We start from the raw sequence: 22,817 nt of genomic DNA on the forward strand, positions 1-22,817 counted from the left end.
CGGGGTGCTTGGAAATCCGTTCCCTGACTGGTCAGGGGCGGACTTCCGGGGCCGTGACCACTGTCACTCGTTGGCCGCGCGCGGACGGTCGCCGTCCTCGTACTGGTCGAAGAGCGGGGTGCGTCCGCGTTCGCGCGTCCGGCGTGCGGAAGCCGTGCCGGAGGCCGCCCCGCGCGAGCGGGACCGGGCGGGCGGGACGGAGTCACCACGGCCGTCGGCCGGCTCGCGCTCGGCGGCCGCCCGGTCCGCCTCGGCGTCCGGTGCGTGGCCGTCCTGCTCCGGCACCAGGGGGCCCGAGCGCGCCGAGCTCCAGGTGTCGGGCGCGCCGAGGTCGACGTCGGCGGCTGCCCGGGGCGCCACCGGTGCGGTCACGTAGGTGGGCAGCGGCACCGGTACCGGGTCCCAGCTGTCCCCGTGGCCGGGCCGGCGCTGCCGCTCGCGCTGCTGGTCGACCCATTCGGCGTGGTCGGTCTGCTCGACGAGGGCCCGGCGGTCGGCGGCGAGCACGGACATGCCGGTGTCGGTTCCGGTCACCGGCTCCTCCTCCGGTTCGCCGGCGGCCGGGTCCGCGTCCAGGGGCGCGCGCCGGCGCGGCTGGCGCTCACGCAGGCTGCGGGCGGCGTCCTCGGCGCGGCGGCGGTCCATCTGGTACGCGAAGCGGCTGTGCTCCTGCGTACGCAGGTACGCGATGTAGCCGCTGAGCATGAGGGCGGGCACGCCGGGCGCCCAGAGGAAGGCGAGGCCGCCGACGGCGGCGACGATGGCACCGGCGGTGAAGGCGATGAAGAGCATCACGGTGGTGCGCCGACGGCGCGCGAGCACCTTCGAGCGCCGGGCACGCGCCGCGGCCGCCTGTGCCGCGGCCGTGTTCCGCGGGGCGGGCACCCGTGCCTGTGCGGGCACGGGGACGGAGCCGGTCGCAGACGCGGACTTCGGCGCGGGCGACGATTTGGGCGTGGCGGAGGGCGACTTGGGCGCCGGGGTGCCGGGCCGGTCGCGCTCGGGTTCCTCCCGGTCCGTCTGCTCCGGTTCGACGTCGGCGCGTACCTGACGGCGGGTCGGAGGCATGGCGAAGGACCGGACGTCCACCGAGTCGGTGACGGCGTCCGGGTCACCGGCGTCCGGCTCCCCCTCCTCGGCGGAGCGCGCCCGCAGGTCCTTGGCGTACCGGCGCTCCATACCCGCCCGTCCGGACAGCAGCCGGATGGCGGTGCTGAAGCGTTCCGTCGGACGGGCCTCGTTCAGCTCGTCCTGCCTACGGAGCCACATCGGCACCAAGTAGGCGGCCCAGGCCCCGACGATGACTGCGTAGATGAGGCCGCTGCTGCTCACGTCTCACACGGTAGAGGGGTTTGCGTGGGGCCATCCGCCAATTGGGCCGGTGTGTCGCACGATCTGGCTGATATTTCGAGCTTTTTTTGCGACCGGTGCGACCAGTGGACCGTGGGAAGTCGCGAATTGAATGTCTTGAGGCGACCTCCGGGCGATCAATTTCGAACATATATTCAATTTCAGGGTCAGGCGGGATTCCTCGGGGTGTTCTCCTGCCGTCCCCGCTCGGATCGTGCCCGCTGCCAGCGCGCGAGCAGGCCGTCGGGCACCTCCTCCACCGTGAGCGCGTAGACGAGGTGGTCGCGCCAGGCCCCGTCGATGTGCAGATAACGCGGCCGCAGCCCCTCCTCGCGGAATCCGAGTTTCTCCACGACCCGGCGGCTGGGCCGGTTCTCGGGGCGAATGCAGACCTCGACGCGGTGCAGACCGACGGTGCGGAAACAGTGGTCGACCGCGAGCGCGACCGCCGTAGGCATCACCCCGCGTCCGGCCACCCCCTCGTCCACCCAGTAGCCGACGTGACCCGAGCACATCGACCCCCAGGTGATCCCGGCGACCGTCAGCTGCCCGACGAGCTGCCCCTGGTACTCGATGACGAACGGCAGCATCCGGCCCGCGTTGGCCTCGGACCTGAGGTGCCGGACCATCTGCCGGTAGGTCGGCCGGTGGGTGATCGGACCGCTGGGGGTGGGCGGCGGGATGGTCGCCTCCCAGGGGCGCAGCCAGTCGCGGTTGCGCCGGTTGACCTCGCGCCAGACCCGCTGGTCGCGCAGCTTTATCGGCCGGAGGACGACATCGCCGTCCGCCAGCACGACGGGCCAGGACGGGCTGTTCAGCTCGCACCCCCACTGCCGGCACCGGGTCTGGGGTGGTCACCGCCGCGGATCTGGTCGACGGCGTGGACCAGCAGCGGCTCCAGGACGGCGAGCCCGTCCCGCACCCCGCCGCTGGAACCCGGCAGATTGACGATCAGCGTCCCCAGCGCCACCCCGGCCAGTCCGCGGGAGAGCGCGGCGGTGGGCACCTTCTCCCGTCCGAACGCCCGAATGGCCTCGGCGATGCCCGGCACCTCGCGGTCGATCACCTGCCGGGTCGCCTCGGGCGTGCGGTCGGTGGGCGAGATACCGGTGCCGCCGGTGGTGACGACCACGTCGTAACCGGCCGCCACGGCCTCCCGCAGCGCCGCCGCCACCGGGTCCCCGTCGGGCACGACCCGCGGCCCGTCGACGGCGAAGCCGAGGCCCGCAAGGCCTTCGGTGATCAGGGGGCCGCCCTTGTCCTCGTAGACCCCGGCGGCGGCGCGGTTGGAGGCGGTGACGACCAGCGCGCGGTACGGCCCGGCGCTCATGCCCGGCTCCAGTCGCCCGACTTGCCGCCCGTCTTCTCCTCGACCCGTACGTCCGTGATGACCGCTCCCTTGTCGACCGCCTTGACCATGTCGATCACGGTGAGCGCGGCGACCGTCACCGCGGTGAGGGCCTCCATCTCGACGCCCGTGCGGTCCGTCGTCCTGACGGTGGCCTCGATCCGCACGGCGTCGTCCGCGACCGACAGGTCCAGTTTCACACCGGACACCGACAACGGGTGGCACAGCGGGATCAGGTCCGGGGTGCGCTTGGCGCCCATGATGCCCGCGATGCGCGCGGTGGCCAGGGCGTCGCCCTTGGGGACGCCCTCGCCGCGCAGCAGCTCGACCACCCGGGGTGACACCAGGACCCGGCCGCTCGCGCGCGCGGTGCGGGCGGTCACGTCCTTGCCGGACACGTCGACCATGCGGGCCGCGCCCGCCGCGTCGATGTGCGTCAGTCGGTCCTGTGCGGCGGCTCCGGGGGTGTCCCCCCGGGAAGGCTCAGTCATGCTGTGTGGCGCTCCCGGTCCGGGCCCGTCGCGGTGCGGTGCACGGGCCTGCTGTGCGCGACACGGTACCGCCAAGCCGGGCCGGGCACCGGGCCAGGACCCCCGGGGGGCGCTCAGCCGAGCAGCACGACCTCCACCTCGGTGCCCGGCTCGACGGACTCCACGTCCTCGGGGACGACGATCAGCGCGTCGGCATGCGCCAGCGCCGCGACCAGATGGGAGCCGGCGCCGCCCACCGGGCGCACCGTGCCGTCGGCGTAGCTGCCGCGCAGGAACTGCCGTCGCCCCTTGGGCGAGCGCAGCGGCCCGTCCGCGGTCAGGGTGGCCCTGACACGGGGCCGGTGGACGTCCTTGAGACCCATCAGGGTGCGGATGGCGGGCCGGACGAACAGCTCGAAGGAGACGTACGAGGACACCGGGTTGCCGGGCAGGGCCAGCAGGGGGGTGTGGTCGGGGCCGATGGAGCCGAAGCCCTGGGGCTTGCCGGGCTGCATGGCGAGCTTGCGGAACTCCACCCCGCTGCCCGGCTCGTCCGCATCCCCCGCGTAGGACAGCGCCTCCTTGACCACGTCGTACGCGCCGACGCTCACCCCGCCCGTGGTGACCATCAGGTCGGCGCGGACGAGCTGGTCCTCGATGGTGGACCGGAGGGTGTCGGCGTCGTCGGCGACAGCGCCGACCCGGTAGGCGATGGCGCCCGCGTCCCGGGCGGCCGCGGTGAGGGCGAAGCTGTTGGAGTCGTAGATCTGGCCGTTCTTCAGCGCCTCACCGGGCTGGACGAGTTCGCTGCCCGTGGACAGCACGACCACGCGCGGGCGCGGGCGCACCCGTACCGTGCCCCGGCCGACCGCGGCGAGCAGCGCGAGCTGCGGCGGGCCGAGGACCGTCCCTGCCTCCAGGGCCAGGTCGCCGGCCTTCACGTCGCTGCCCTTGGCCCGCACGTGCGCGCGTGCCTCGGCGGGGCGGTGCACGCGCACCTGCCCCTCGCCGCCCTCCGGTGCCAGACTGCGCGCCCGCATCCCGGTGACGGGCCCCTCGCCGAGCCCGCCGTCGGTCCACTCGACGGGCACGACGGCCTCGGCGCCGGGCGGCAGCGGCGCCCCGGTCATGATGCGGACGGCCTGGCCGGGCCCGACCCGCACCGGCTCGCCCGGACCCGCGGCGACGTCCCCGACGACCTCGAGGACGGCCGGGAACTCCTCGGTGGCGCCCGCGACATCCGCGACCCGTACCGCGTACCCGTCCATGGAGCTGTTGTCGAACGGCGGCAGGGAGACCGGCACCGTGATGTCCTCGACCAGGACGCAACCCTGGGCGTCGAGCAGTTGCAGCTCGATGGGTTCGAGGGGGCGGACGCTGCCGAGGACGTCCTCCAGGTGGTCGTCCACCGACCACAGGTCGTCCGGGCCGGCGGGGCGGGTCGCGGCGCTGCTCAACGTTCCTGCATCTCCTCGGCTACGTAACTGCGGAGCCAGGTCCGGAAGTCCGGGCCCAGATCCTCACGTTCGCACGCCAGTCTGACAATGGCACGCAGGTAGTCTCCACGGTCGCCGGTGTCGTAGCGGCGGCCCTTGAAGACGACGCCGTGCACCGGGCCGCCGACCTTCTCGTCCTCGGTGAGCTGCTGGAGGGCGTCGGTGAGCTGGATCTCGCCGCCGCGGCCGGGCTCGGTCTTGCGGAGTATGTCGAAGACGTGCGGGTCGAGGACGTAACGGCCGATGACCGCGTAGTGGGAGGGGGCGTCGGCCGGGTCCGGCTTCTCGACCAGCCCGGTCACCTTGACCACGTCGCTGTCGGGGGTGCCCTCCACGGCCGCGCAGCCGTAGAGGTGGATCTGCTCGGGCGCGACCTCCATGAGCGCGATCACGCTGCCGCCGTGCTGCTCCTGGATCTCGATCATGCGCTGGAGCAGCGGGTCGCGGGGGTCGATCAGGTCGTCGCCGAGGAGCACGGCGAAGGGCTCCTGGCCGACGTGCGGGGCCGCGCAGAGCACGGCGTGGCCGAGGCCCCTGGGGTCACCCTGGCGCACGTAGTGCATGGTGGCCAGGTCGCTGGACTCCTGCACCTTCGCGAGCCGCTCGGCGTCGCCCTTCTTCCCGAGCGCCGATTCGAGCTCGTAGTTGCGGTCGAAGTGGTCCTCGAGGGGACGCTTGTTGCGTCCGGTGATCATGAGGACGTCGTCGAGCCCCGCCGACACGGCCTCCTCGACCACGTACTGGATCGCCGGCTTGTCCACGACCGGCAGCATCTCCTTGGGAGTGGCCTTGGTGGCCGGCAGGAACCGGGTGCCGAGGCCTGCTGCGGGAATGACAGCCTTGCTGATCCTGGGGTGCGACTGAGTCATGTCCGCAACCTTATCCGGTGCCTTTGTAAGGAATCCGCGGCTCCGGTTAATTGGCCCTCATATGAGCACATTGAGAAAGGGGTGCGGAACGACCAGTGGAACACGACGGACGCACGGCCGAGCCTGACAAGCGGACATTGCGGCGGGAGTTCCTCGCGGTGAGGAACAGGTTGACGGAGGATGTCGTCCGGGCGGCGGGCGAAGCGCTGGCCGGGCGCGCTCTGGAGCTGCCCGAACTGGCGGGTGCGCGCACGGTGGCGGCCTACGTCTCCGTCGGCACGGAGCCCGGCACGCTCGCCCTGCTGGACGCCCTGCGCGCGCGAGGCGTGCGCGTCCTGCTCCCCGCCCTCCTGCCCGACAACGATCTGGACTGGGGGGAGTACACCGGTCCGGACTCCCTCGCGCGAATTCAACATGGCGGAAAAATGGCCCTGTTCGAGCCCTCCGGCGAGCGTCTCGGCCCGGCCGCCGTGACCGGCGCGGACGCCGTGCTGCTGCCCGGGCTCGCGGTGGACGCGCGCGGGATGCGCCTGGGGCGCGGCGGCGGGTCGTACGACCGGGTGCTCGCGCGTCTGGAGCGCGCGGGTGCGGAGCCCGCGCTGGTGGTGCTGCTGTACGACACGGAGGTCGTCGACCGGGTCCCGGCGCAGGCCCACGACCGTCCGGTGCACGCGGTGGTGACGCCGTCGGGCGTGCGCCGCTTCACGGGCGCCTGAGCGGGTTCGCATACGTCGGACGGCCCTCCACGCGCGCGTGGAGGGCCGTCCGGCGTTCGTGCGTCAGCGGCTCACGGCCTGAGCACGAGGGTGTCGCTCGTGCTCTTGCCGACCGCTCCCTCGGAGAAGGCCCAGGGCAGCAGTTCACCCTTGGCCCACTTGCCCGTCTGGTCCGTGTAGTGGGCGCTGAAGGCGTGCCCGGAGGCACCGGTCAGATTGATCCACTTGGACTTGTCGAGGTCGGCGAGGTTGACCACCATCCGCATGGACGGCACCCACACGACGTTGTAGCCGCCGGCGGCGTTCCAGCCGGAGGCGTTGACGGTGGCCTCGCCGCCGCTGAGCTTCCAGGGGCCGCGGTTGAGGACGTACTGCAGGGCCTTGGGGCCCCCGGTGCCGAGCGTCTGGTTCTTCAGGAACAGGCGGTGCAGCCGGCCCCAGCTCCAGGTGTCGATGTCCTTGCCGAGCTTGGAGGTCAGCTCCCAGCGGGCGTCGATCATGGCGCGGGCGAACAGCGAGTCGCGGTCGGTCGCCGCGGGGCGCGTGCCCCGCTCGGGCGTCTTCCACCAGTCGCTGTCCGGCTTGTCCATCAGCTTGCGCACGACCTCGAACCAGCGGTCGCCGCCGTCCGGCTGCGCCTGGTCGGCGTCGCGCTCACCGCACTCGCGCACCTTGCCGTCGTCGTCGAGCGGCCCGGTGCTGTCGGTCTTGTCGACCCACAGGCACTGGCCCTTGACGCGCAGCTCCCTGGGGAGTTTGTTGCCGAAGGCGAGCTTGAGGACGTTGCGCCAGACCGCGTTGAAGTAGGCGGCGGCCGCGGAGTCGGCGTCCTGGGTGTAGTCCCAGCCCTCCAGCAGCTTCTGGGCGTCGCGGACGGACTTGTCGTCCAAGTTGATCTTCAGCAGCTTGGGCACCAGCAGCTTGGCGATCTCGCTGCTGTTGTCCATCTGCATCTGCCGCATGTCGTCGGTGGAGATCTTGCCGCCGTCCTTGATCTTGGACTCGATCAGGTCGGTGATGCGCTGGCTGCGGGTGCCGTAACCCCAGTCGCCGGTCAGCGTGTAGGGGTACTTGTCCTTGTCGACCACGGCCTGGTTGGCGGTGACGATGTAGCCGCGCTCGGGGTCGTACTCGTAGGGCAGCTCGTCGTCCTTGACGAACCCGGTCCAGCGGTACTTGGCGTCCCAGCCGGGCACCGGGACGGAGCCGTCGGCGGCCGAGGAGCGGGTGGGGATCTTCCCGGGCAGCGTGTAGCCGATGTGGTTCTTGGTGTCCGCGTAGATCAGGTTCTGCGAGGGCACGTCGAACAGGGCGGCCGCCGACCGGAAGTCGCTCCAGCCGGCCGCCCTGTCGAGGGCGAACACGGCGTCCATCGAGGTGCCCGGGTCGAGCGCGGTCCACCGCAGGGCGATGCCGTAGCCGTCGCCGCGGTCGGGGGCGGCGGTGTTGACGGTGGCCCGCCGGCCGACCTGGACGAGTTCGTCGTCGCGGTCGGACAGCAGGGGCATGCCGTCGGCGGTCTGGCGGACGACGATCTTCTTGGCGTCCCCGCCGGCGACCTCGATGGTCTCCTCGCGGGTCTTGAAGGGCCGCACCTTGCCGTCGTACAGGTAGCCCTCGCCGGAGAGCTTCTCCAAGTACAGGTCGCTGACGTCGACACCGGAGTTGGTCATGCCCCAGGCGATGTCCGCGTTGTGGCCGATGATCACACCGGGCATCCCGGCGAACGTGTAGCCGCTGACGTCGTACTGGCACTTGGCGGAGACGCTCCGGCAGTGCAGGCCCATCTGGTACCAGACGGACGGCAGCGACGCCGACAGGTGCGGGTCGTTGGCGAGCAGCGGCTTCTTGGTGATCGTGTACTTCCCGGAGACCACCCAGGAGTTGGAGCCGATGCCCTGGCCGTTCACGCCGACGGCGGCGGGGACGTCGTCGAGGACCTTGTAGAGGCCCGCGAGCTGGCTGGTGAGGGCCGAACCGGTGGCGCTCTGGGTGCCGGTGCCCGTGCCGGTGCCGGTGCCGGTGCCCGTCGTGCCCTGTGAACCGGTCGTGCCCGCCGTGCCCTGCGAGCCGCTCGCGGCGCCGCTCTGCTGGAAGGTCCCGGACAGCTCGCTGTACTGCCCCTCCTGCACGATCGGCTTGTTGCGGCTGTAGGGGTATTCCGGGTAGAGGTCCGCGATCTGCTGCGGGTCGAGGCGGCTGGTCATCAGGGCGCGGTCGATCTCGTCCTGCATGTTGCCGCGCAGGTCCCAGGCCATGGCCTTCAGCCAGGAGACGGAGTCGACCGGGGTCCACTCGACGGGCTTGTAGTCGTTGGTGAAGCCCAGGGCGGCGTACTCGAGGGAGATCTCCGCGCCGTCCTTGCCCTTCAGGTAGGCGTTGACGCCCTTGGCGTAGGCCTGGAGGTACTTCTTCGTGGAGGCCGACAGCTTGGTGTCGTACTCCTGCTTCGCGACCCGGTCCCAGCCGAGCGTGCGCAGGAACTCGTCGTTCTTGACCTGGCTCTTGCCGAACATCTCCGACAGGCGCCCGGAGGTCAGGTGGCGGCGCACGTCCATCTCGTAGAACCGGTCCTGCGCCTGGACGTAGCCCTGCGCCATGAACAGGTCCTCGTCGGAGGAGGCGTAGACCTGCGGGATGCCGTTGCCGTCGCGTTTGACGTCGACGGGACCCGACAGGCCGTCGAGCGTGATCGAGCCCTTGGTCTGCGGGAAGGAGGCCCGGACCGTGCTGATCGACCAGTACGACCCGTAGGCGATGCCGCCGATGATGGCCAGGACGAGCACCAGCACGAGGAGCCGGGCTTTGCGCCCCTTCTTCCTCCCGGTCGTGCTGGACGCGACACCCGTCGTGGCGGTGTCACCCGTTGTGGCGGTGGTGTTGGGGGGCATCGCTGTCCTTGCTGTCCTAACGCGAGCGGCAGGCGGTCCTGGAGTGCTGGAGCAACCATAGGCGCAGGGCCCTGTCGCGCTTGACGCGGAGTCGGGAACCGGCACGCACGGGCGTTCGATCTTGCCTCGGCAAGCGTCAAGAAAGCGTCAAGAGTTAGGTAAGGTAACGAAGTAACCGGAGAAGCAAGGGGAGGAACCGCCGCTGAACGTTCACCACCTCAACCAGCTCCTGCTCGTCTGCTCCGTCGTCCTCCTCGTCGCCGTCGCGGCCGTCCGGATCTCCTCCCGCAGCGGGCTCCCCAGCCTGCTCGTCTACCTGGGCATCGGCGTCGTCATGGGCCAGGACGGCCTCGGCCACGTGAGCTTCAACAGCGCCGCGCTGACCCAGGTCATCGGGTACGCGGCCCTGGTCGTGATCCTCGCCGAGGGCGGTCTGAGCACGAAGTGGAAGGAGATCCGGCCGGTTCTGGCGCCGGCCTCCGTGCTGGCCCTGGCGGGGGTCGGGATCAGCGTCGGGGTCACGGCGGCGGGCGCGCACTATCTGGTGGGGCTGGACTGGCGGACGGCGCTGATCATCGGCGCGGTGGTGTCGTCGACGGACGCGGCGGCGGTCTTCTCGGTGCTGCGGCGCATCCCGCTGCCCGCGCGCGTGACGGGCATGCTGGAGGCGGAGTCCGGCTTCAACGACGCCCCGGTGGTCATCCTGGTCGTCGCCTTCGCCGCGAAAGGTCCGGTCGAGCACTGGTACGCCCTGGTGGGCGAGATCGCGCTGGAACTGGCCATCGGCGCCGCCCTGGGCCTCGCGGTGGGCTGGTTCGGCTCCTGGGGCCTGCGGCACGTCGCGCTGCCCGCCTCCGGTCTCTACCCGATCGCCGTCATGGCCATCGCCGTCACGGCGTACGCGGCCGGGGCGCTCGCCCACGGCAGTGGCTTCCTCGCCGTCTACCTGGCCTCGATGATGCTGGGCAACGCGCGGCTCCCGCACTGGCCCGCCACCCGCGGCTTCGCCGAGGGACTCGGCTGGATCGCCCAGATCGGCATGTTCGTCCTGCTCGGCCTGCTCGTCACCCCGCACGAGCTGGGCGACGACGTCTGGCCGGCGCTGATCATCGGGCTGGTACTGACCATGGTGGCCCGGCCGCTGAGCGTGGTGCTCAGCCTGGCCCCGTTCCGGGTGCCTTGGTCGGAGCAGGTGCTGATGTCGTGGGCGGGGCTGCGCGGCGCCGTGCCCATCATCCTGGCCACCATTCCGATGGTGACGGGTGTCGGGGGCAGCCGCCGCATCTTCAACATCGTCTTCGTACTGGTCGTCGTCTACACCCTCCTCCAGGGCCCGACCCTGCCCTGGCTGGCGCGCAAGCTGCGGCTGGGCGAGCAGGGCGAGGCCTCCGACCTCGGCATCGAGTCGGCGCCCCTGGAGCGGCTGCGCGGCCATCTGCTGTCCCTCGCGATCACCGAGGGCTCCCGGATGCACGGCGTCGAGGTCAACGAGCTGCGGATGCCGCCGGGCGCCGCCGTCACGCTCGTCGTCCGCGAGGGAAAATCGTTCGTCCCGCTGCCCACGACGGTGCTGCGGCACGGGGACGAGCTCCTCGTGGTCGCCACCGACCCCGTGCGCGACGCCGCGGAACGGCGCCTGCGCGCGGTCACGCAGGGCGGCAAACTGGCGGACTGGCTGGGCACGGACGGGACCGGGGCGGGCGGCTCCCGTTAAGTGCAGGTTTCGCCCCGTTCACACCGCCCGTAATCCCAGGTGGCACCCCCTGGTGGTGCTCGTTTTCACAGGTCCGCGATGCGGTGATCCCTGTACGATGAAGGCGCACCCTGATCGAACCAACTCTGCCTGACGCAGAGCTGGCGCGACCGTATGGCGGCCGGGTCGTCCCCACTCACCGTGGGCACCGGTATCTACCGCAGTTCCGCGCAAGAGGACAGCTCTCGGCGCCCGGACCCGTACGGGGCCCGCGCTACCAGGCGGCAGAAAGGCACGGGCCGTGGGATCCACGGTCACCACCTCCGACCCGGAGAAGACCTCGCCGGCGCCGCCCCGCCCCGGATACGGCCAGCTGCTGCGCACCCGCGGCGCCTGGACGTTCCTGCTCCCCGGCTTCGCGGCGCGCCAGCCGTTCGCGATGCTCACCATCTCCATCGTGCTGCTGGTGCAGCACACCACCGGCTCGTACGGTGCCGCCGGCGCCGCCGCGGCCGCCACCGGCGTCTCCATGGCGCTGTTCGCCCCCTACAGCGGCCGCCTCGCCGACCGCTACGGGCAGCGCGCCGTCCTCGTACCCGGTGTCCTGGTTCACGCACTGTCGGGTCTGACCCTGACGGCGCTCGCGCTGGCGCACGCGCCCCTGTGGGCGCTGTTCGTGGCGGCCGTGCCGACCGGCGCCTCGGTGCCGCAGGTCGGCCCCATGGTGCGGGCGCGCTGGGGCGTAAAGCTCCAGGGCTCGCCCCTGATGACGACCGCGGCGGCGTTCGAGTCCGTCACGGACGAGCTGACCTTCGTGTTCGGGCCGCTGCTCGCGACCGCGCTGTGCACCGCCGTCACCCCGTCCGCGGGTCTGGTCACCGAGGCCGCGCTGACCCTCGTCGGCGGCCTGCTGTTCGCCGCGAGCAGGAGCACGCAGCCGCCGGTGAGCGCGGAGACCGGGCACGCGCGCGTGCGGCACGACTCCGCCCTGCGCGTCCCCGGAGTGCGCGTGCTGATCGTGACGTTCCTGAGCATCGGGGCGGTCTTCGGCGGTATGCAGGTGTCGCTGGCCGCGTTCACCGAGTCGATCGGCGAGCCCGGCCTGAACGGCGTCCTGTACGGCGTCTTCGCCGCGGGCAACATGCTCTCCGGCATCGTCTGCGGCGCGATCGCCTGGAAGGCCGCGCCGCAGCGCCGTCTGATCGTCGGCTACACCGGGCTCGCGCTGACCGCTTCGGCGCTGTGGACGGCGCACTCGGTACCGCTGCTGGCCGGGCTCGGACTGCTGGTCGGCATGTGCATCGCACCGGCCCTGATCACCGGCTACACGCTGGTCGAGGGCCTGGTCCCGGCCGAGGCCCGGACCGAGGCGTTCACCTGGCTGACCGGCGCCGTCGCGCTCGGCCAGGCGGCGGCGGTCACGGTCGCCGGGCAACTGGAGGACCGGCTGTGGGACGGTGCCGGATTCCTGGTGCCGATGGCCGGTACGGTGCTCGCGCTGGTCACCCTGGCGGCCCTGCGTTCACGGCTCACCGTCCGGCCGCAGAGCCGCACGGTCGCACGTGGCGTCGGTCACCGCGTCCCCGTCACGGTGGACTGAACCCCGGGAATACGTCACTATGGATCGTCGTTAGCACTCATCGAGTGAGAGTGCCAGGAGGAAGACAGTGCCGACGTACCAGTACCAGTGCACCGAGTGCGGCGAGGGCCTCGAGGCGGTGCAGAAGTTCACCGACGACGCCCTGACCGAGTGCCCCGCCTGCAGTGGCCGCCTGAAGAAGGTGTTCTCCGCCGTCGGCATCGTCTTCAAGGGCTCCGGCTTCTACCGCAACGATTCCCGCGGCTCCTCGTCGAGCAGCAGCCCGGCGTCGAAGTCGTCCTCGTCGTCGGCCGGCTCCACGTCCGACGCGAAGTCGTCCTCGACCGCGTCCACGTCGTCCTCGACGACGTCGTCGTCCGGCTCCACCAGCACCTCCGCGGCCTGAGCCGCCGCTCCCCGGGCCCTGCCGTCCTGCGACGACGGGGCCTTCGGCGTACCCGGCACCGGCTCCACCGCCGCGTTCCGGGCAGCTAATCTGCACGTCATGGCGAACGCAGAGATCGGCGTAATCGGCGGCTCGGGCTTCTACTCGTTCCTCGAGGACGTGACCGAGGTCCGGGTGGACACCCCCTACGGGCAGCCCAGCGACTCCCTCTTCCTCGGTGAGCTGGCCGGCCGGCGGGTCGCCTTCCTGCCCCGGCACGGCCGCGGCCACCATCTGCCGCCGCACCGCATCAACTACCGCGCCAACCTCTGGGCGCTGCGCTCGGTCGGCGTCCGCCAGGCGCTCGGCCCCTGCGCGGTGGGCGGGCTGCGCCCCGAGTACGGACCGGGCACCCTGCTCGTGCCGGACCAGTTCGTCGACCGTACGAAGTCCAGGACGCAGACCTTCTTCGACGGGCTGCCGCTGCCCGACGGCACGGTGCCCAACGTGGTGCACGTGTCCATGGCCGACCCGTACTGCCCCACGGGGCGGGCCGCCGCGCTCAAGGCGGCGCGCGGCCGGGAGTGGGAGCCGGTCGACGGCGGCACGCTGGTCGTGGTCGAGGGGCCGCGCTTCTCGACCCGCGCCGAGTCGCTGTGGCACCAGGCGCAGGGCTGGTCGGTGGTGGGCATGACCGGCCACCCCGAGGCGGCCCTCGCCCGTGAACTGGAGCTCTGCTACACGTCGCTGACGCTGGTCACCGACCTGGACGCGGGCGCCGAGAGCGGTGAGGGCGTCTCGCACGAGGAGGTGCTCGAGGTGTTCGCGGCCAACGTGGACCGACTGCGGGACGTGCTGTTCGACGCGGTGGCGGCGCTGCCGGAGACCGGGGCGCGGGACTGCCTGTGCGTGAACGCGCTGGGCGGGATGGACCCGGGGTTCGACCTGCCGTGAGCTGAGGGGCGGGGCCCGGCGGGCCGGGGCGCGCACGGGCACTCATCCCTTCGGGTGGGCGAGTTGTCCACAATCCGCCGGCCGTCCACCGGCGCCGGCGGGGTCCGGCCCGAGGCGCCATCGTGGCACCGCAAGCCGATCCCCCTCGTCGCCGGCGGTGATTCCCATGGCTCTGGCCTCGTCGTACCCCGCTCCTTCCACGCCCTCTTCCCCGCATCCGCGCTCTCCCGCCCCGCCGGCCGTCCGGCTGCCCCGCCCGCTGGGCACCGACGCCCCGGCGACCTGTGAGGTGCCGCCCTTCGCCCCGGTACGGGTGCGCGGCGGGCGGTACGGGCTGGAGCGGCTGCTGAGGCGTCGTGGACGCGCCCTCGCGGCCGGTCTCGTCGTGACCGCGGCCGCGCTGGTGGCGGCGGGGCCCCGGACCACGGGCGAGCCGCACCGGGGCGACCGCGCCCGCGGGCATCCGGTCACCCTTCCCGTGCGGGCCCCTCGGGCGGCGGACCTGGTGACGGCGCCGGTGCGGATCGCCGACGCCGCCACGGTGCGGCTGCTGCGGCCCGGCGACCGGGTCGACGTCATCGCCGCCGAGGACGCGTCGGCCGGCGGCGCCGCCCGGGTGCTCGTGCGCGGTGCGCGGGTGACGAGCGTGCCCGAGCCCCTGGCGGGCGCGGCGGACAGCGGGGCCCTGGTCGTGCTGTCCGTGCCGCGGGCCGCCGCGGCGGGGCTCGTCGGCGCCGGCGCCACGGCACGGCTGGCGGTGACGCTGTGCTGAACCGCGCGGGCCATTACGCCTTCAGTCGGTTCTTCCGACGTAGGGACAAGCTGCGGAATTGGACATGGGGGCCCCACCGTGCCGTAGGTTGCGGAGCGTTTTGTTCCGCGTCCCGTGCACGTGAGGAGTGCCCCCGAGGTGATCGAGAAGAAGGAACCCACCCTCTGGCAGGGCTTCAAGGCCTTCCTGATGCGCGGGAACGTCGTCGACCTGGCGGTCGCGGTGGTGATCGGCGCCGCCTTCACGAACATCGTCAACTCGGTGGTGAAGGGGCTCATCAACCCGCTGGTCGGAGCGATCGGCACGAAGAACCTGGATCACTACACCTACTGCCTCAAGGACCCGTGCCAGGTCAACGCGGACGGTTCGGTGAAGACCGGTGTGCCGATCATGTGGGGCTCGGTCGCCGGGGCCACGCTCAGCTTCGTGATCACGGCCGCGGTGGTCTACTTCCTGATGGTGCTGCCGATGGCGAAGTACCTGGCGCGGCAGGAGGCCCGGAAGAAGGCGCGCGAGGGCACGCACGAGGTCATCGAGGTGACCGAGCTGGCGGTCCTCAAGGAGATCCGCGACACGCTGGTCGCGCAGCGCACGGCGGGCCACGACAAGCGTTAGCGGCACCGAACCGGGCCGCTCACCCGCCTGTGGGGCTCCGTCCGGCACCCCGGGCGGTGGCGCCGCTCCGCTCCGCGGATCAGATGTGGTGGGGCGGCTTCTCGTCGAGGAAGCGCCTCAGGTCGGCGGCGCTGTCGCCGTCCGGGCGCTCGCCCCACCCGCGGTCGGTGTCGTCCGAACTCTGCCGGTTCAGCGGATCGTCGAAGATCAGCGCGGCCTTGGGGTCGCGCTGCTCGGGCCGGGGATCGCGCTGCTCGGGTTCGGGGGCGGTGCTCATGCCTCAAGGGTACGGCCCCGGCCCACCGCCCTTCTGGGCTCGTGAATCCGTTCACAAGATTTCGTCCCTGTTTTCTGCTGTCCTGGAAGACATGACGCCGAGTTCCGCTCCGCCGCCCGCCTCGCCGGGCGCACAGCAGTCCCCGGGGCTCCTGCGGCGGCTCACCGCGCGCGGGCGCGGCGAGGCCCACCGGGTCTCCTCGCCGCTGGAGCTCTTCTTCGATCTGTGTTTCGTCGTGGCCATCGCCCAGGCGGGCGCCCAGCTCGTGCACACGGGGGCCGCGGGGCACGTGGCCGACGGGATCCTGAACTACGCGATGGTCTTCTTCGCCATCTGGTGGGCCTGGATGAACTTCTCGTGGTTCGCCTCGGCGTACGACAACGACGACGCGCTCTACCGGGTCGTCACCCTGGTGCAGATCGCCGGTGTGCTGGTCCTGGCCGCGGGCGTCGCCCCGGCGTTCGAGCGCCACGACTACCTGGTGGTCTGGCTCGGCTACGCGATCATGCGGCTGGCGATGGCCACGCAGTGGCTCAGAGCGGCCGGATCGGCCGACGGAGCGGAGCGGACCACGGCGCTCAGATACGCCGGCGGTGTGTCCCTGTGCCTGGTCGGCTGGCTCGGTCTCGTGCTGCTGCCCGAACCGGCCCGGCCCTGGGTGTTCCTGGTGATGGCCGTCGCGGAGCTGTGCGTGCCCGTCTACGCGGAGAAGGACCACGGTACGTCCTGGCACGCGCATCACATCGCCGAGCGGTACGGCCTGTTCACCATCATCGTGCTCGGCGAGACGGTCGCGGCGGCCACGGTCGCCGTGAAGTCGGCGGTGGACGAGCACGACGCGCTGGGCGAGCTGCTGCCCATCGCGGCCGGCGGCCTGCTGATCGTCTTCTCCGCCTGGTGGATCTACTTCGTGGTGCCCATCCACGGCCATCTGCGGTCCAACACCCAGGCGTTCCTGTGGGGCTACGGCCACTACCTGATCTTCGCCTCGGCCGCCGCGATCGGCGCCGGTCTGGAGGTGTCGGTGGAGCAGACGGTCGGCAAGACGCGCATCTCCACGCTGTCCGCCTCGGCGGCCGTGACCCTGCCGACCGCGCTGTACCTGCTGACCGTCTGGGCGCTGCACTCGCGGCACTTCAAGTCCGGCATCCGCCAGCAACTGGTGCTTCCGGTCACGGCGCTGCTGGTGATCTGCTGCACCTTCCTGGGCGAGTGGGCGGTGCTCGCGACGGGGCTGGTGTCGGCGGCCTCGGTGGCGACCGGGGCGACCCTGACGGCGCGCCGGACCTCCCGCGCGCGACGCTCGGGCGCCGGCGTCCCGGCCGCCTGACCTCCCCTCACCCGGGCCCCGCCGCCGCCCTCCCGTCCGGGCCGGTTGGGCCACACTGGCCCGCATGACAGTCGACGCTCTGACGGATGTCGCCGGGCTGCGGGTGGGGCACGCCTCCCGCACCGGGGACGGCTGGCTCACCGGCACCACGGTCGTGCTCGCGCCCGAGGGGGGTGCCGTCGCCGCCGTGGACGTGCGCGGCGGCGGCCCCGGCACCAAGGAGACCGACGCCCTCGATCCGCGCAACGTGGTGCAGCGGGTGGACGCCGTGGTGCTGACCGGCGGCAGCGCGTACGGGCTCGACGCGGCGTCCGGGGTGATGGCCTGGCTGGAGGAGCGGGGGCGCGGGGTTCCGGTGGGGGCGGATCCGGCGCACGTGGTGCCGGTGGTCCCCGCCGCGTGCGTCTTCGACCTGGGCCGGGGCGGGAACTTCCGCGCCCGCCCGGACGCGGTGACGGGGCGGGCGGCGGTGGAGGCCGCGGCGGCGAGCGCCCCGGGCGCCTGGGTGCCGGAGGGGTCCGTCGGGGCCGGTACGGGTGCCGTGGCGGGCGGCCTGAGGGGCGGGGTGGGCACCGCGAGCACGGTCCTGGACTCCGGGGTGACGGTGGCCGCGCTGGTGGTCGTGAACTCCGTGGGGTCCGTCGCGGACCCCGGAACGGGGGCGCTCTACGGGGAGTTGTTCGAGGGGCGGGTGGAGTACCCGGAGGCACGGGTGCACGAGGCCGCGCGCCGGCGTCTGGAGGAGGTGGCGGCGCGGAATGCTCCCCCGCCGCTCAACACGACACTCGCGGTGGTCGCGACCGACGCGGACCTCGGCAAGGCGCAGGCGCAGAAGCTGGCGGGTACGGCGCACGACGGCATCGCGCGCGCCGTGCGGCCGGTGCACCTTCTGCACGACGGCGACACGGTGTTCGCGCTGGCGACCGGCGCCCGCCCGCTCGGCGGCGGGCATCCGCTGGAGCTGAACGACGTCCTCGCGGCCGGTGCGGATCTGGTGACGCGCGCGATCGTCCGGGCCGTGCGCGCCGCCGAGCCGTTCTCGGGGCCGGGTGGAGTGTGGCCGTCGTACGGGGAGTTGTACGGCGAGCGACGGGCTCCGGGCGCGTAACGGGCGCGGCCGTACCGGCCGCGGGGCCCCGGGAGCGTGGCTCCCGGATGCGGATTGTCGCGGTTCTGTCACCAGACGACGTCAACGGCCACCGGCGGGGAACCTCCCCGGCGCCGGGGACCTCTTTTCCCACGCACTGGAGCGGATCAAGCACATCACATGAACTGGGAGCAGCCCGTGACAACGCCGGACATCGCAACGCGGCGCGTACTGGGGGCCTGTGCCGCCCTGGTGGTCGGCGCCCTCACCCTGACGGCCTGCGGCGGCGACGCCAGCGCCACCGGCGAGGACGGCAAGAGCGGCAAGGGCTCGGCCACCACGTCCACGGCCGACATCGTCATCTCGGCCAAGGACGGCTCGACCGGCGCGTCCATCAACTCCACCGGCGTCAAGGTCAGCGACGGCCGGCTGACCGACGTGAAGATGACCGTGTCGGGGTCCGGCGAGGCGGTGCCGGGGGCGATCTCGGCGGACGGCCACATCTGGAAGCCGAAGCAGCAGCTCGAGCGCGGCACGAAGTACCGGATAGCGGCCACCGCGAAGGACGGGAACGGGCGCACCGCGGCGGCCAACTCCATCTTCACCACCGTCTCCTCGGCGAACAGCTTCATCGGCACCTACACGCCGGACAACGGCACCACGGTCGGTGCGGGCATGCCGGTGTCCTTCACCTTCGACAAGTCGATCAGCGATCGGAAGGCCGTGCAGTCGCACATCACGGTCGCCTCCAGCAGCGGCCAGCAGGTCGTCGGGCACTGGTTCGGGGACCGCAGGCTGGACTTCCGGCCGCAGGAGTACTGGAAGGCCGGCTCCAAGGTCACGATGAAGATCGACCTGGACGGGGTGCGGGGCGCCGACGGCGTCTACGGCGTGCAGAAGAAGACGGTGACCTTCACCGTCGGGCGCTCGCAGGTGTCCACGGTGGACGTCGGCACCCAGACCATGACGGTGGTGCGGGACGGCCGGACCATCAAGACGCTGCCGATCTCGGCGGGCAGCCCGCAGCACACCACGTACAACGGCCAGATGGTGATCTCCGAGAAGTTCGTGCAGACCCGGATGAACGGCTCCACGGTCGGCTTCGGCGGGGAGTACGACATCTCGGACGTCCCGCACGCGATGCGGCTGACCTCGTCGGGCACGTTCATCCACGGCAACTACTGGTACAACAAGGGCAACCCGCCGTTCGGCCGGGAGGGCACCAGCCACGGCTGCGTGGGCCTCGCGGACGTGCAGGGCGCGCAGGGCGACACCACGGCCAAGTGGTTCTACGACAACTCGCTCGTCGGGGACGTCGTGATCGTGAAGAACTCCCCCGACAAGACGGTGGCGCCGGACAACGGCCTCAACGGCTGGAACCTGTCGTGGAGCGACTGGACCGCGGGAAGTGCCGGATGACCGGCGGGTTTTGACGATACGTGGGGCCGCGCGGGAACTTTTCGCGCGGCCCTCGCGTTTTCCCCATATACGTTTTCTCGGATCGGGGACATGATGTCCGACCGAGGGGCTACGGTATGCACCCACTAGGTGACATGCAGCAACGCCGGGAGAAACCTTGAGCGTTCCGTACGAGACGGCAGCGTACGAACCAGCCGAGTCGCCCGAGTCTCCGGAGGAGCACCTCGCGCGGCTCCTCGGCCGTGCCCTGAACTCCTTCGAGCTGCCCGACGAGGTGCTCCGGCTGCTCGAGTGCGCCCTGGCGCACGACAGCTCCCTGCACTCCGCCCACCACAGCGCGGGCCTGCACCGGGAGACCTACCGGCACACCTGGCTGCTCGGCGACGGCTCGGCGGTGACCCTGTGGGAGCTGGTGCACAACACGACGCCGGGCGGTGAGGCGCAGCACGAGGTGTACGTCGACGAGGAGGAGCTGCACACCGCCACCGGCCGGCTCGCGCTGCCGCCGGACGCGCCGGACTTCGAACTCCCCGTGGTGACACAGCTCTCCGCGATACCCGAGCCCCGGCACGTGTACGCCCCGGACGACACGGCGGATCACGCGCGCCGGCTGCTGCGCCGCGCGGAGAACGCCGACCGGCCGGGAGTGGAGGTGGCGGCCCTGCTGGCGACGGCGTCCGCGCACCAGATCACCCAGGCGTTCGGACGGCCCGGGCGGGCCGGACGGGCGGGGCTGAGCTTCGCGCTGTACGAGCACGCGTTCCTGCTGCCGGACGGCGGCGAGGTCTCCCTGTGGGAGGTGGAGCACACGGCGACCCCCGACGGGCGGCACATGTGCGAGGTCTATACGTCCCAGGACGCGGCCCGGGACGCCATGGAGCGGCGGGCGGCACGACAGGTCTGAGGCCGCCGCCACCGACAGGGCCCGAGTTCTGCCGGCCCGACAGGACCGGCGGTCCGCGCCTCGCCTCGCCTCGCCTGCGACCGTCAGCGGCCGCCGAGTTGCCGTACCAGGCCGGCGAAGGCGTCCTGTTCCTCCGGGGTCAGTTCGACGGTCTCCCGCGAGGGTCCGGCCTGCGGCTGTTCCGGAAGGGCGGAGAGAGCGGGGAGGACCGGGAGCACGGGGAGAGCGGCCGCCCGACGCCGTTCGGCGGCGGCCTCGACACGGAAGCGGCGCAGCAGGCGCATCACGATGACGGCCCAGACGACGCCCGCGGCGGTGAGGACGGCCGCGCCGGTCAGCTGGAGTGTCGAGACGTGCTCAGGCATGCCCCCCAGTAGACACCACGGTCCGGGACTTTGGCCCCGGACCGTGACGTATCTCGCAGGTGCCGTGAACAACTCACAGCGCATCAAAGGGACAAGAGGTGCGGCTCCCCGTCAGGCGGCGACCGCCTGCTTCGTCCCACGCCCCGCCGTGGCGGGACCGGTGGCGGGATCGTCGGACGTGGCCACGGGTGCCGGGCGGCGCATGCCCTTGAGGACGACGACCAGGGCCGCGGTGACCAGGACGCCGGCCGCGATGGCGATCAGGTAGAGGAACGGGTTGCCGATCAGCGGGACCACGAAGATGCCGCCGTGCGGGGCGCGCAGGGTGGCGCCGAAGGTCATCGACAGGGCGCCGGTGAGGGCGCCGCCCACCATGGCGGACGGGATGACCCGCAGCGGGTCCGCCGCGGCGAACGGGATCGCGCCCTCGGAGATGAAGGAGGCGCCCAGCACCCAGGCCGCCTTGCCGTTCTCGCGCTCGGTCTGAGTGAAGAGCCTGCCGCGCACGGTCGTGGCCAGGGCCATCGCCAGCGGCGGGACCATACCGGCGGCCATCACCGCGGCCATGATCTTCATGGCGGAGTCGCTCGGGTCGGCGACCGCGATGCCGGCGGTGGCGAAGGTGTAGGCCACCTTGTTCACCGGACCGCCCAGGTCGAAGCACATCATCAGGCCGAGCAGACCGCCCAGCAGGACGGCGTTGGTGCCGGTGAGGCCGTTCAGCCAGTCGGTCATGCCCTTCTGCGCGGAGGCGATGGGCTTGCCGATCACGACGAACATCAGGAACCCGACGATCGCCGAGGAGATCAGCGGGATCACCACCACCGGCATGATGCCGCGCAGCGCCGCCGGAATGCCGATCCGCTGGATCGCCATCACCACACCACCGGCGATCAGGCCGGCCGCGAGTCCGCCGAGGAAGCCGGCGTTGATCGTCAGCGCGATGGAGCCGCCCACGAAGCCGGGGACGAGACCTGGGCGGTCCGCCATGCCGTAGGCGATGTAGCCGGCCAGGACCGGGACGAGGAAGGCGAAGGCCACGCCGCCGATCTGGAACAGCAGGGCGCCCCAGCTGTCGGCCTGGGTCCACACGAAGTGGTCCATCACCGAGGGCGCCTTGTTGATCTTGTAGCCGCCGATCGCGAAGCCGAGGGCGATCAGCAGACCGCCCGCGGCGACGAACGGGACCATGTAGCTGACGCCGCTCATCAGCCACTTGCGGAGCTTGGTGCCGTAGCCCTCGCGCGAGTCGCCGGTCCGCTCGACCGGTGTGCTCGCGGAGGCGGCCGCGGTGACCTCGCCGCGGGCGGCCTTCTCCCGTACCTCGGTGATGAGTTCGCCGGGCCGGTTGATGCCCGCCTTCACACCGACGTCGACGGTCGGCTTGCCCGCGAAGCGGCCCTTGTCCCGTACGGGGACGTCGTGCGCGAAGATCACGCCGTCCGCCGCCGCGATCACCTCCGGGTCCAGCCGGGTGAAGCCGGCCGAGCCCTGCGTCTCGACGGACACCTCGGCGCCGGCCTCGCGGCCCGCGTTCTCCAGCGACTCGGCCGCCATGTAGGTGTGGGCGATGCCGGTCGGGCAGGAGGTGACGACGACGATGCGGAAGGGCCGCTCGTCCGGGACGGAACCGGCGTCGGCGGCAGGGCCGGAGCCGGGTTCGACGGAGGCCGCCGGGGCCGGTGCGCCCGTGTCCGACGGCTCCGTCGTACTGCCCGCCGCGGCGTCGGCGGAGGCCGCCCCCGACGCCGCGGCGGTGTTCTCGGGGGCGCCGTCGGCCGGCGGCTCCTCCCCGCGGATGAGCGCCGCCGCCGTGCCCGCGGCGCCCGCGGATCGCAGCGCGTCGGTGAACTCGGCGTTCATCAGCTGCCGGGCCAGCGACGACAGGATCGTCAGATGGGCGTCGTCGGCGCCGGCCGGGGCGGCGATCAGGAAGATCAGGTCGGCGGGGCCGTCCGCCGCGCCGAAGTCGATGCCGTCGGCGCTGCGGCCGAAGGCGAGGGTCGGCTCGGTGACGTGGGTGCTGCGGCAGTGCGGGATGCCGATGCCACCGTCGAGGCCGGTGGGCATCTGCGCCTCACGGGCGGCCACGTCGGCGAGGAAGCCGTCGAGGTCGGTCACCCGGCCGAGGGCCACCATGCGCTCGGCGAGTGCGCGCGCCGCCGCTTCCTTGGTGTCGGCGGACAGGTCGAGATCGACCAGGTCCGCGGTGATCATGTCGCTCATCGCGGGCTCCAATGCACGCGTATCGCCCGGGGGACGTAGTGGGCGGGGGTGGGGACGGGGGTGCGGTCGGG

General features: G+C 72.1%; 21 protein-coding genes. 11 read left to right on the forward strand and 10 right to left on the reverse strand.

Annotated elements, in window-relative coordinates; all coding sequences use genetic code 11:
* Positions 1 to 63 precede the first annotated feature (63 nt).
* The 6 genes from glpR to galU all read right to left on the reverse strand — a co-directional run bounded on the left by glpR (position 64) and on the right by galU (position 5,533).
* Positions 64 to 1,332 carry a gephyrin-like molybdotransferase receptor GlpR gene (gene glpR / locus AB0924_RS10880; RefSeq protein WP_358928674.1) on the reverse strand — a complete coding sequence of 423 codons (1,269 nt, stop codon included), beginning with the start codon at positions 1,330 to 1,332 and terminating at the stop codon, positions 64 to 66.
* Between the two features lie 185 nt (positions 1,333 to 1,517).
* Positions 1,518 to 2,144, reverse strand: a complete 627-nt coding sequence (locus tag AB0924_RS10885; RefSeq protein ID WP_358928672.1) for a GNAT family protein — start codon at positions 2,142 to 2,144, stop codon at positions 1,518 to 1,520.
* Positions 2,145 to 2,164: 20 nt separating this feature from the next.
* The gene (locus tag AB0924_RS10890; RefSeq protein ID WP_358928670.1) at positions 2,165 to 2,680 is read right to left on the reverse strand and encodes a MogA/MoaB family molybdenum cofactor biosynthesis protein; all 516 of its coding nucleotides are present in this window, start codon (positions 2,678 to 2,680) and stop codon (positions 2,165 to 2,167) included.
* Positions 2,677 to 3,189 (reverse strand): cyclic pyranopterin monophosphate synthase MoaC, encoded by a 513-nt coding sequence (gene moaC, locus AB0924_RS10895; protein ID WP_250399457.1) that lies wholly within the window; start codon positions 3,187 to 3,189, stop codon positions 2,677 to 2,679. The genes AB0924_RS10890 and moaC overlap by 4 nt, the downstream gene beginning before the upstream one ends.
* Before the next feature lie 113 nt (positions 3,190 to 3,302).
* On the reverse strand, positions 3,303 to 4,625 hold the full coding sequence (gene glp, locus AB0924_RS10900; protein ID WP_358928667.1) for a gephyrin-like molybdotransferase Glp: 1,323 nt from the start codon (positions 4,623 to 4,625) through the stop codon (positions 3,303 to 3,305).
* The gene (galU, locus tag AB0924_RS10905) at positions 4,622 to 5,533 is read right to left on the reverse strand and encodes a UTP--glucose-1-phosphate uridylyltransferase GalU (protein ID WP_358928665.1); all 912 of its coding nucleotides are present in this window, start codon (positions 5,531 to 5,533) and stop codon (positions 4,622 to 4,624) included. The genes glp and galU overlap by 4 nt, the downstream gene beginning before the upstream one ends.
* A 95-nt stretch (positions 5,534 to 5,628) precedes the next feature.
* Here galU and AB0924_RS10910 point away from each other — a divergent pair, with 95 nt between their 5' ends.
* A complete protein-coding gene (locus AB0924_RS10910; protein WP_366911183.1) occupies positions 5,629 to 6,249 on the forward strand; it encodes a 5-formyltetrahydrofolate cyclo-ligase in 621 nt (206 codons plus the stop codon).
* A gap of 71 nt (positions 6,250 to 6,320) precedes the next feature.
* Here AB0924_RS10910 and AB0924_RS10915 read toward each other — a convergent pair whose 3' ends face one another.
* A complete protein-coding gene (locus AB0924_RS10915; protein ID WP_366911184.1) occupies positions 6,321 to 9,140 on the reverse strand; it encodes a penicillin acylase family protein in 2,820 nt (939 codons plus the stop codon).
* A gap of 202 nt (positions 9,141 to 9,342) precedes the next feature.
* On the opposite strand from AB0924_RS10915, the gene AB0924_RS10920 reads away from it, so the two are divergent.
* The 6 genes from AB0924_RS10920 to mscL all read left to right on the forward strand — a co-directional run bounded on the left by AB0924_RS10920 (position 9,343) and on the right by mscL (position 15,138).
* A complete protein-coding gene (locus AB0924_RS10920; protein WP_366911225.1) occupies positions 9,343 to 10,854 on the forward strand; it encodes a potassium/proton antiporter in 1,512 nt (503 codons plus the stop codon).
* Positions 10,855 to 11,134: 280 nt separating this feature from the next.
* Positions 11,135 to 12,433 carry an MFS transporter gene (locus AB0924_RS10925; protein WP_366911185.1) on the forward strand — a complete coding sequence of 433 codons (1,299 nt, stop codon included), beginning with the start codon at positions 11,135 to 11,137 and terminating at the stop codon, positions 12,431 to 12,433.
* Between the two features lie 67 nt (positions 12,434 to 12,500).
* Positions 12,501 to 12,818: an FmdB family zinc ribbon protein gene (locus AB0924_RS10930; protein ID WP_358928657.1), complete on the forward strand. Its 318-nt coding sequence runs from the start codon at positions 12,501 to 12,503 to the stop codon at positions 12,816 to 12,818.
* A 99-nt stretch (positions 12,819 to 12,917) separates the two neighbouring features.
* Positions 12,918 to 13,751, forward strand: a complete 834-nt coding sequence (locus tag AB0924_RS10935) for an S-methyl-5'-thioadenosine phosphorylase (RefSeq protein WP_358928655.1) — start codon at positions 12,918 to 12,920, stop codon at positions 13,749 to 13,751.
* Between the two features lie 166 nt (positions 13,752 to 13,917).
* Positions 13,918 to 14,523 (forward strand): hypothetical protein, encoded by a 606-nt coding sequence (locus AB0924_RS10940; protein ID WP_358928653.1) that lies wholly within the window; start codon positions 13,918 to 13,920, stop codon positions 14,521 to 14,523.
* A gap of 138 nt (positions 14,524 to 14,661) precedes the next feature.
* Complete coding sequence (mscL, locus tag AB0924_RS10945) at positions 14,662 to 15,138, forward strand: large conductance mechanosensitive channel protein MscL (RefSeq protein ID WP_358928651.1); 477 nt, start codon at positions 14,662 to 14,664, stop codon at positions 15,136 to 15,138.
* 79 nt (positions 15,139 to 15,217) lie between these two features.
* Here mscL and AB0924_RS10950 read toward each other — a convergent pair whose 3' ends face one another.
* Positions 15,218 to 15,415, reverse strand: coding sequence for a hypothetical protein (locus tag AB0924_RS10950; RefSeq protein WP_358928649.1), 198 nt, complete (start codon positions 15,413 to 15,415; stop codon positions 15,218 to 15,220).
* 91 nt (positions 15,416 to 15,506) lie between these two features.
* Here AB0924_RS10950 and AB0924_RS10955 point away from each other — a divergent pair, with 91 nt between their 5' ends.
* The 4 genes from AB0924_RS10955 to AB0924_RS10970 all read left to right on the forward strand — a co-directional run bounded on the left by AB0924_RS10955 (position 15,507) and on the right by AB0924_RS10970 (position 20,155).
* Entirely contained in the window at positions 15,507 to 16,745 is a 1,239-nt protein-coding gene (locus AB0924_RS10955) for a low temperature requirement protein A (RefSeq protein ID WP_366911186.1), read from the forward strand.
* Between the two features lie 64 nt (positions 16,746 to 16,809).
* Positions 16,810 to 17,853, forward strand: a complete 1,044-nt coding sequence (locus AB0924_RS10960) for a P1 family peptidase (protein ID WP_366911187.1) — start codon at positions 16,810 to 16,812, stop codon at positions 17,851 to 17,853.
* Between the two features lie 177 nt (positions 17,854 to 18,030).
* On the forward strand, positions 18,031 to 19,251 hold the full coding sequence (locus tag AB0924_RS10965; RefSeq protein WP_366911188.1) for an Ig-like domain-containing protein: 1,221 nt from the start codon (positions 18,031 to 18,033) through the stop codon (positions 19,249 to 19,251).
* A 157-nt stretch (positions 19,252 to 19,408) separates the two neighbouring features.
* Positions 19,409 to 20,155: a DUF6227 family protein gene (locus AB0924_RS10970; protein ID WP_358928641.1), complete on the forward strand. Its 747-nt coding sequence runs from the start codon at positions 19,409 to 19,411 to the stop codon at positions 20,153 to 20,155.
* 83 nt (positions 20,156 to 20,238) lie between these two features.
* On the opposite strand, the gene AB0924_RS10975 is transcribed toward AB0924_RS10970, so the two are convergent.
* Both AB0924_RS10975 and AB0924_RS10980 read right to left on the reverse strand, forming a co-directional pair.
* Positions 20,239 to 20,520, reverse strand: a complete 282-nt coding sequence (locus AB0924_RS10975; protein ID WP_358928639.1) for a hypothetical protein — start codon at positions 20,518 to 20,520, stop codon at positions 20,239 to 20,241.
* 111 nt (positions 20,521 to 20,631) lie between these two features.
* Entirely contained in the window at positions 20,632 to 22,746 is a 2,115-nt protein-coding gene (locus AB0924_RS10980) for a fructose-specific PTS transporter subunit EIIC (protein WP_366911189.1), read from the reverse strand.
* Positions 22,747 to 22,817 lie beyond the last annotated feature (71 nt).

Origin of the sequence: Streptomyces sp. NPDC047869, assembly GCF_040704065.1 — a bacterium.
Taxonomy (GTDB): Bacteria; Actinomycetota; Actinomycetes; order Streptomycetales; family Streptomycetaceae; genus Streptomyces.

Coding starts and splice junctions, on each gene's coding strand:
- AB0924_RS10890 (WP_358928670.1), bottom strand. CDS start 2,680: ATGAGCGCCGGGCCGTACCGCGCGCTGGTCGTCACCGCCTCCAACCGC.
- moaC (WP_250399457.1), bottom strand. CDS start 3,189: ATGACTGAGCCTTCCCGGGGGGACACCCCCGGAGCCGCCGCACAGGAC.
- galU (WP_358928665.1), bottom strand. CDS start 5,533: ATGACTCAGTCGCACCCCAGGATCAGCAAGGCTGTCATTCCCGCAGCA.
- AB0924_RS10915 (WP_366911184.1), bottom strand. CDS start 9,140: ATGCCCCCCAACACCACCGCCACAACGGGTGACACCGCCACGACGGGT.
- AB0924_RS10935 (WP_358928655.1), top strand. CDS start 12,918: ATGGCGAACGCAGAGATCGGCGTAATCGGCGGCTCGGGCTTCTACTCG.
- AB0924_RS10940 (WP_358928653.1), top strand. CDS start 13,918: ATGGCTCTGGCCTCGTCGTACCCCGCTCCTTCCACGCCCTCTTCCCCG.
- AB0924_RS10950 (WP_358928649.1), bottom strand. CDS start 15,415: ATGAGCACCGCCCCCGAACCCGAGCAGCGCGATCCCCGGCCCGAGCAG.
- AB0924_RS10955 (WP_366911186.1), top strand. CDS start 15,507: ATGACGCCGAGTTCCGCTCCGCCGCCCGCCTCGCCGGGCGCACAGCAG.
- AB0924_RS10960 (WP_366911187.1), top strand. CDS start 16,810: ATGACAGTCGACGCTCTGACGGATGTCGCCGGGCTGCGGGTGGGGCAC.
- AB0924_RS10975 (WP_358928639.1), bottom strand. CDS start 20,520: ATGCCTGAGCACGTCTCGACACTCCAGCTGACCGGCGCGGCCGTCCTC.
- AB0924_RS10980 (WP_366911189.1), bottom strand. CDS start 22,746: ATGAGCGACATGATCACCGCGGACCTGGTCGATCTCGACCTGTCCGCC.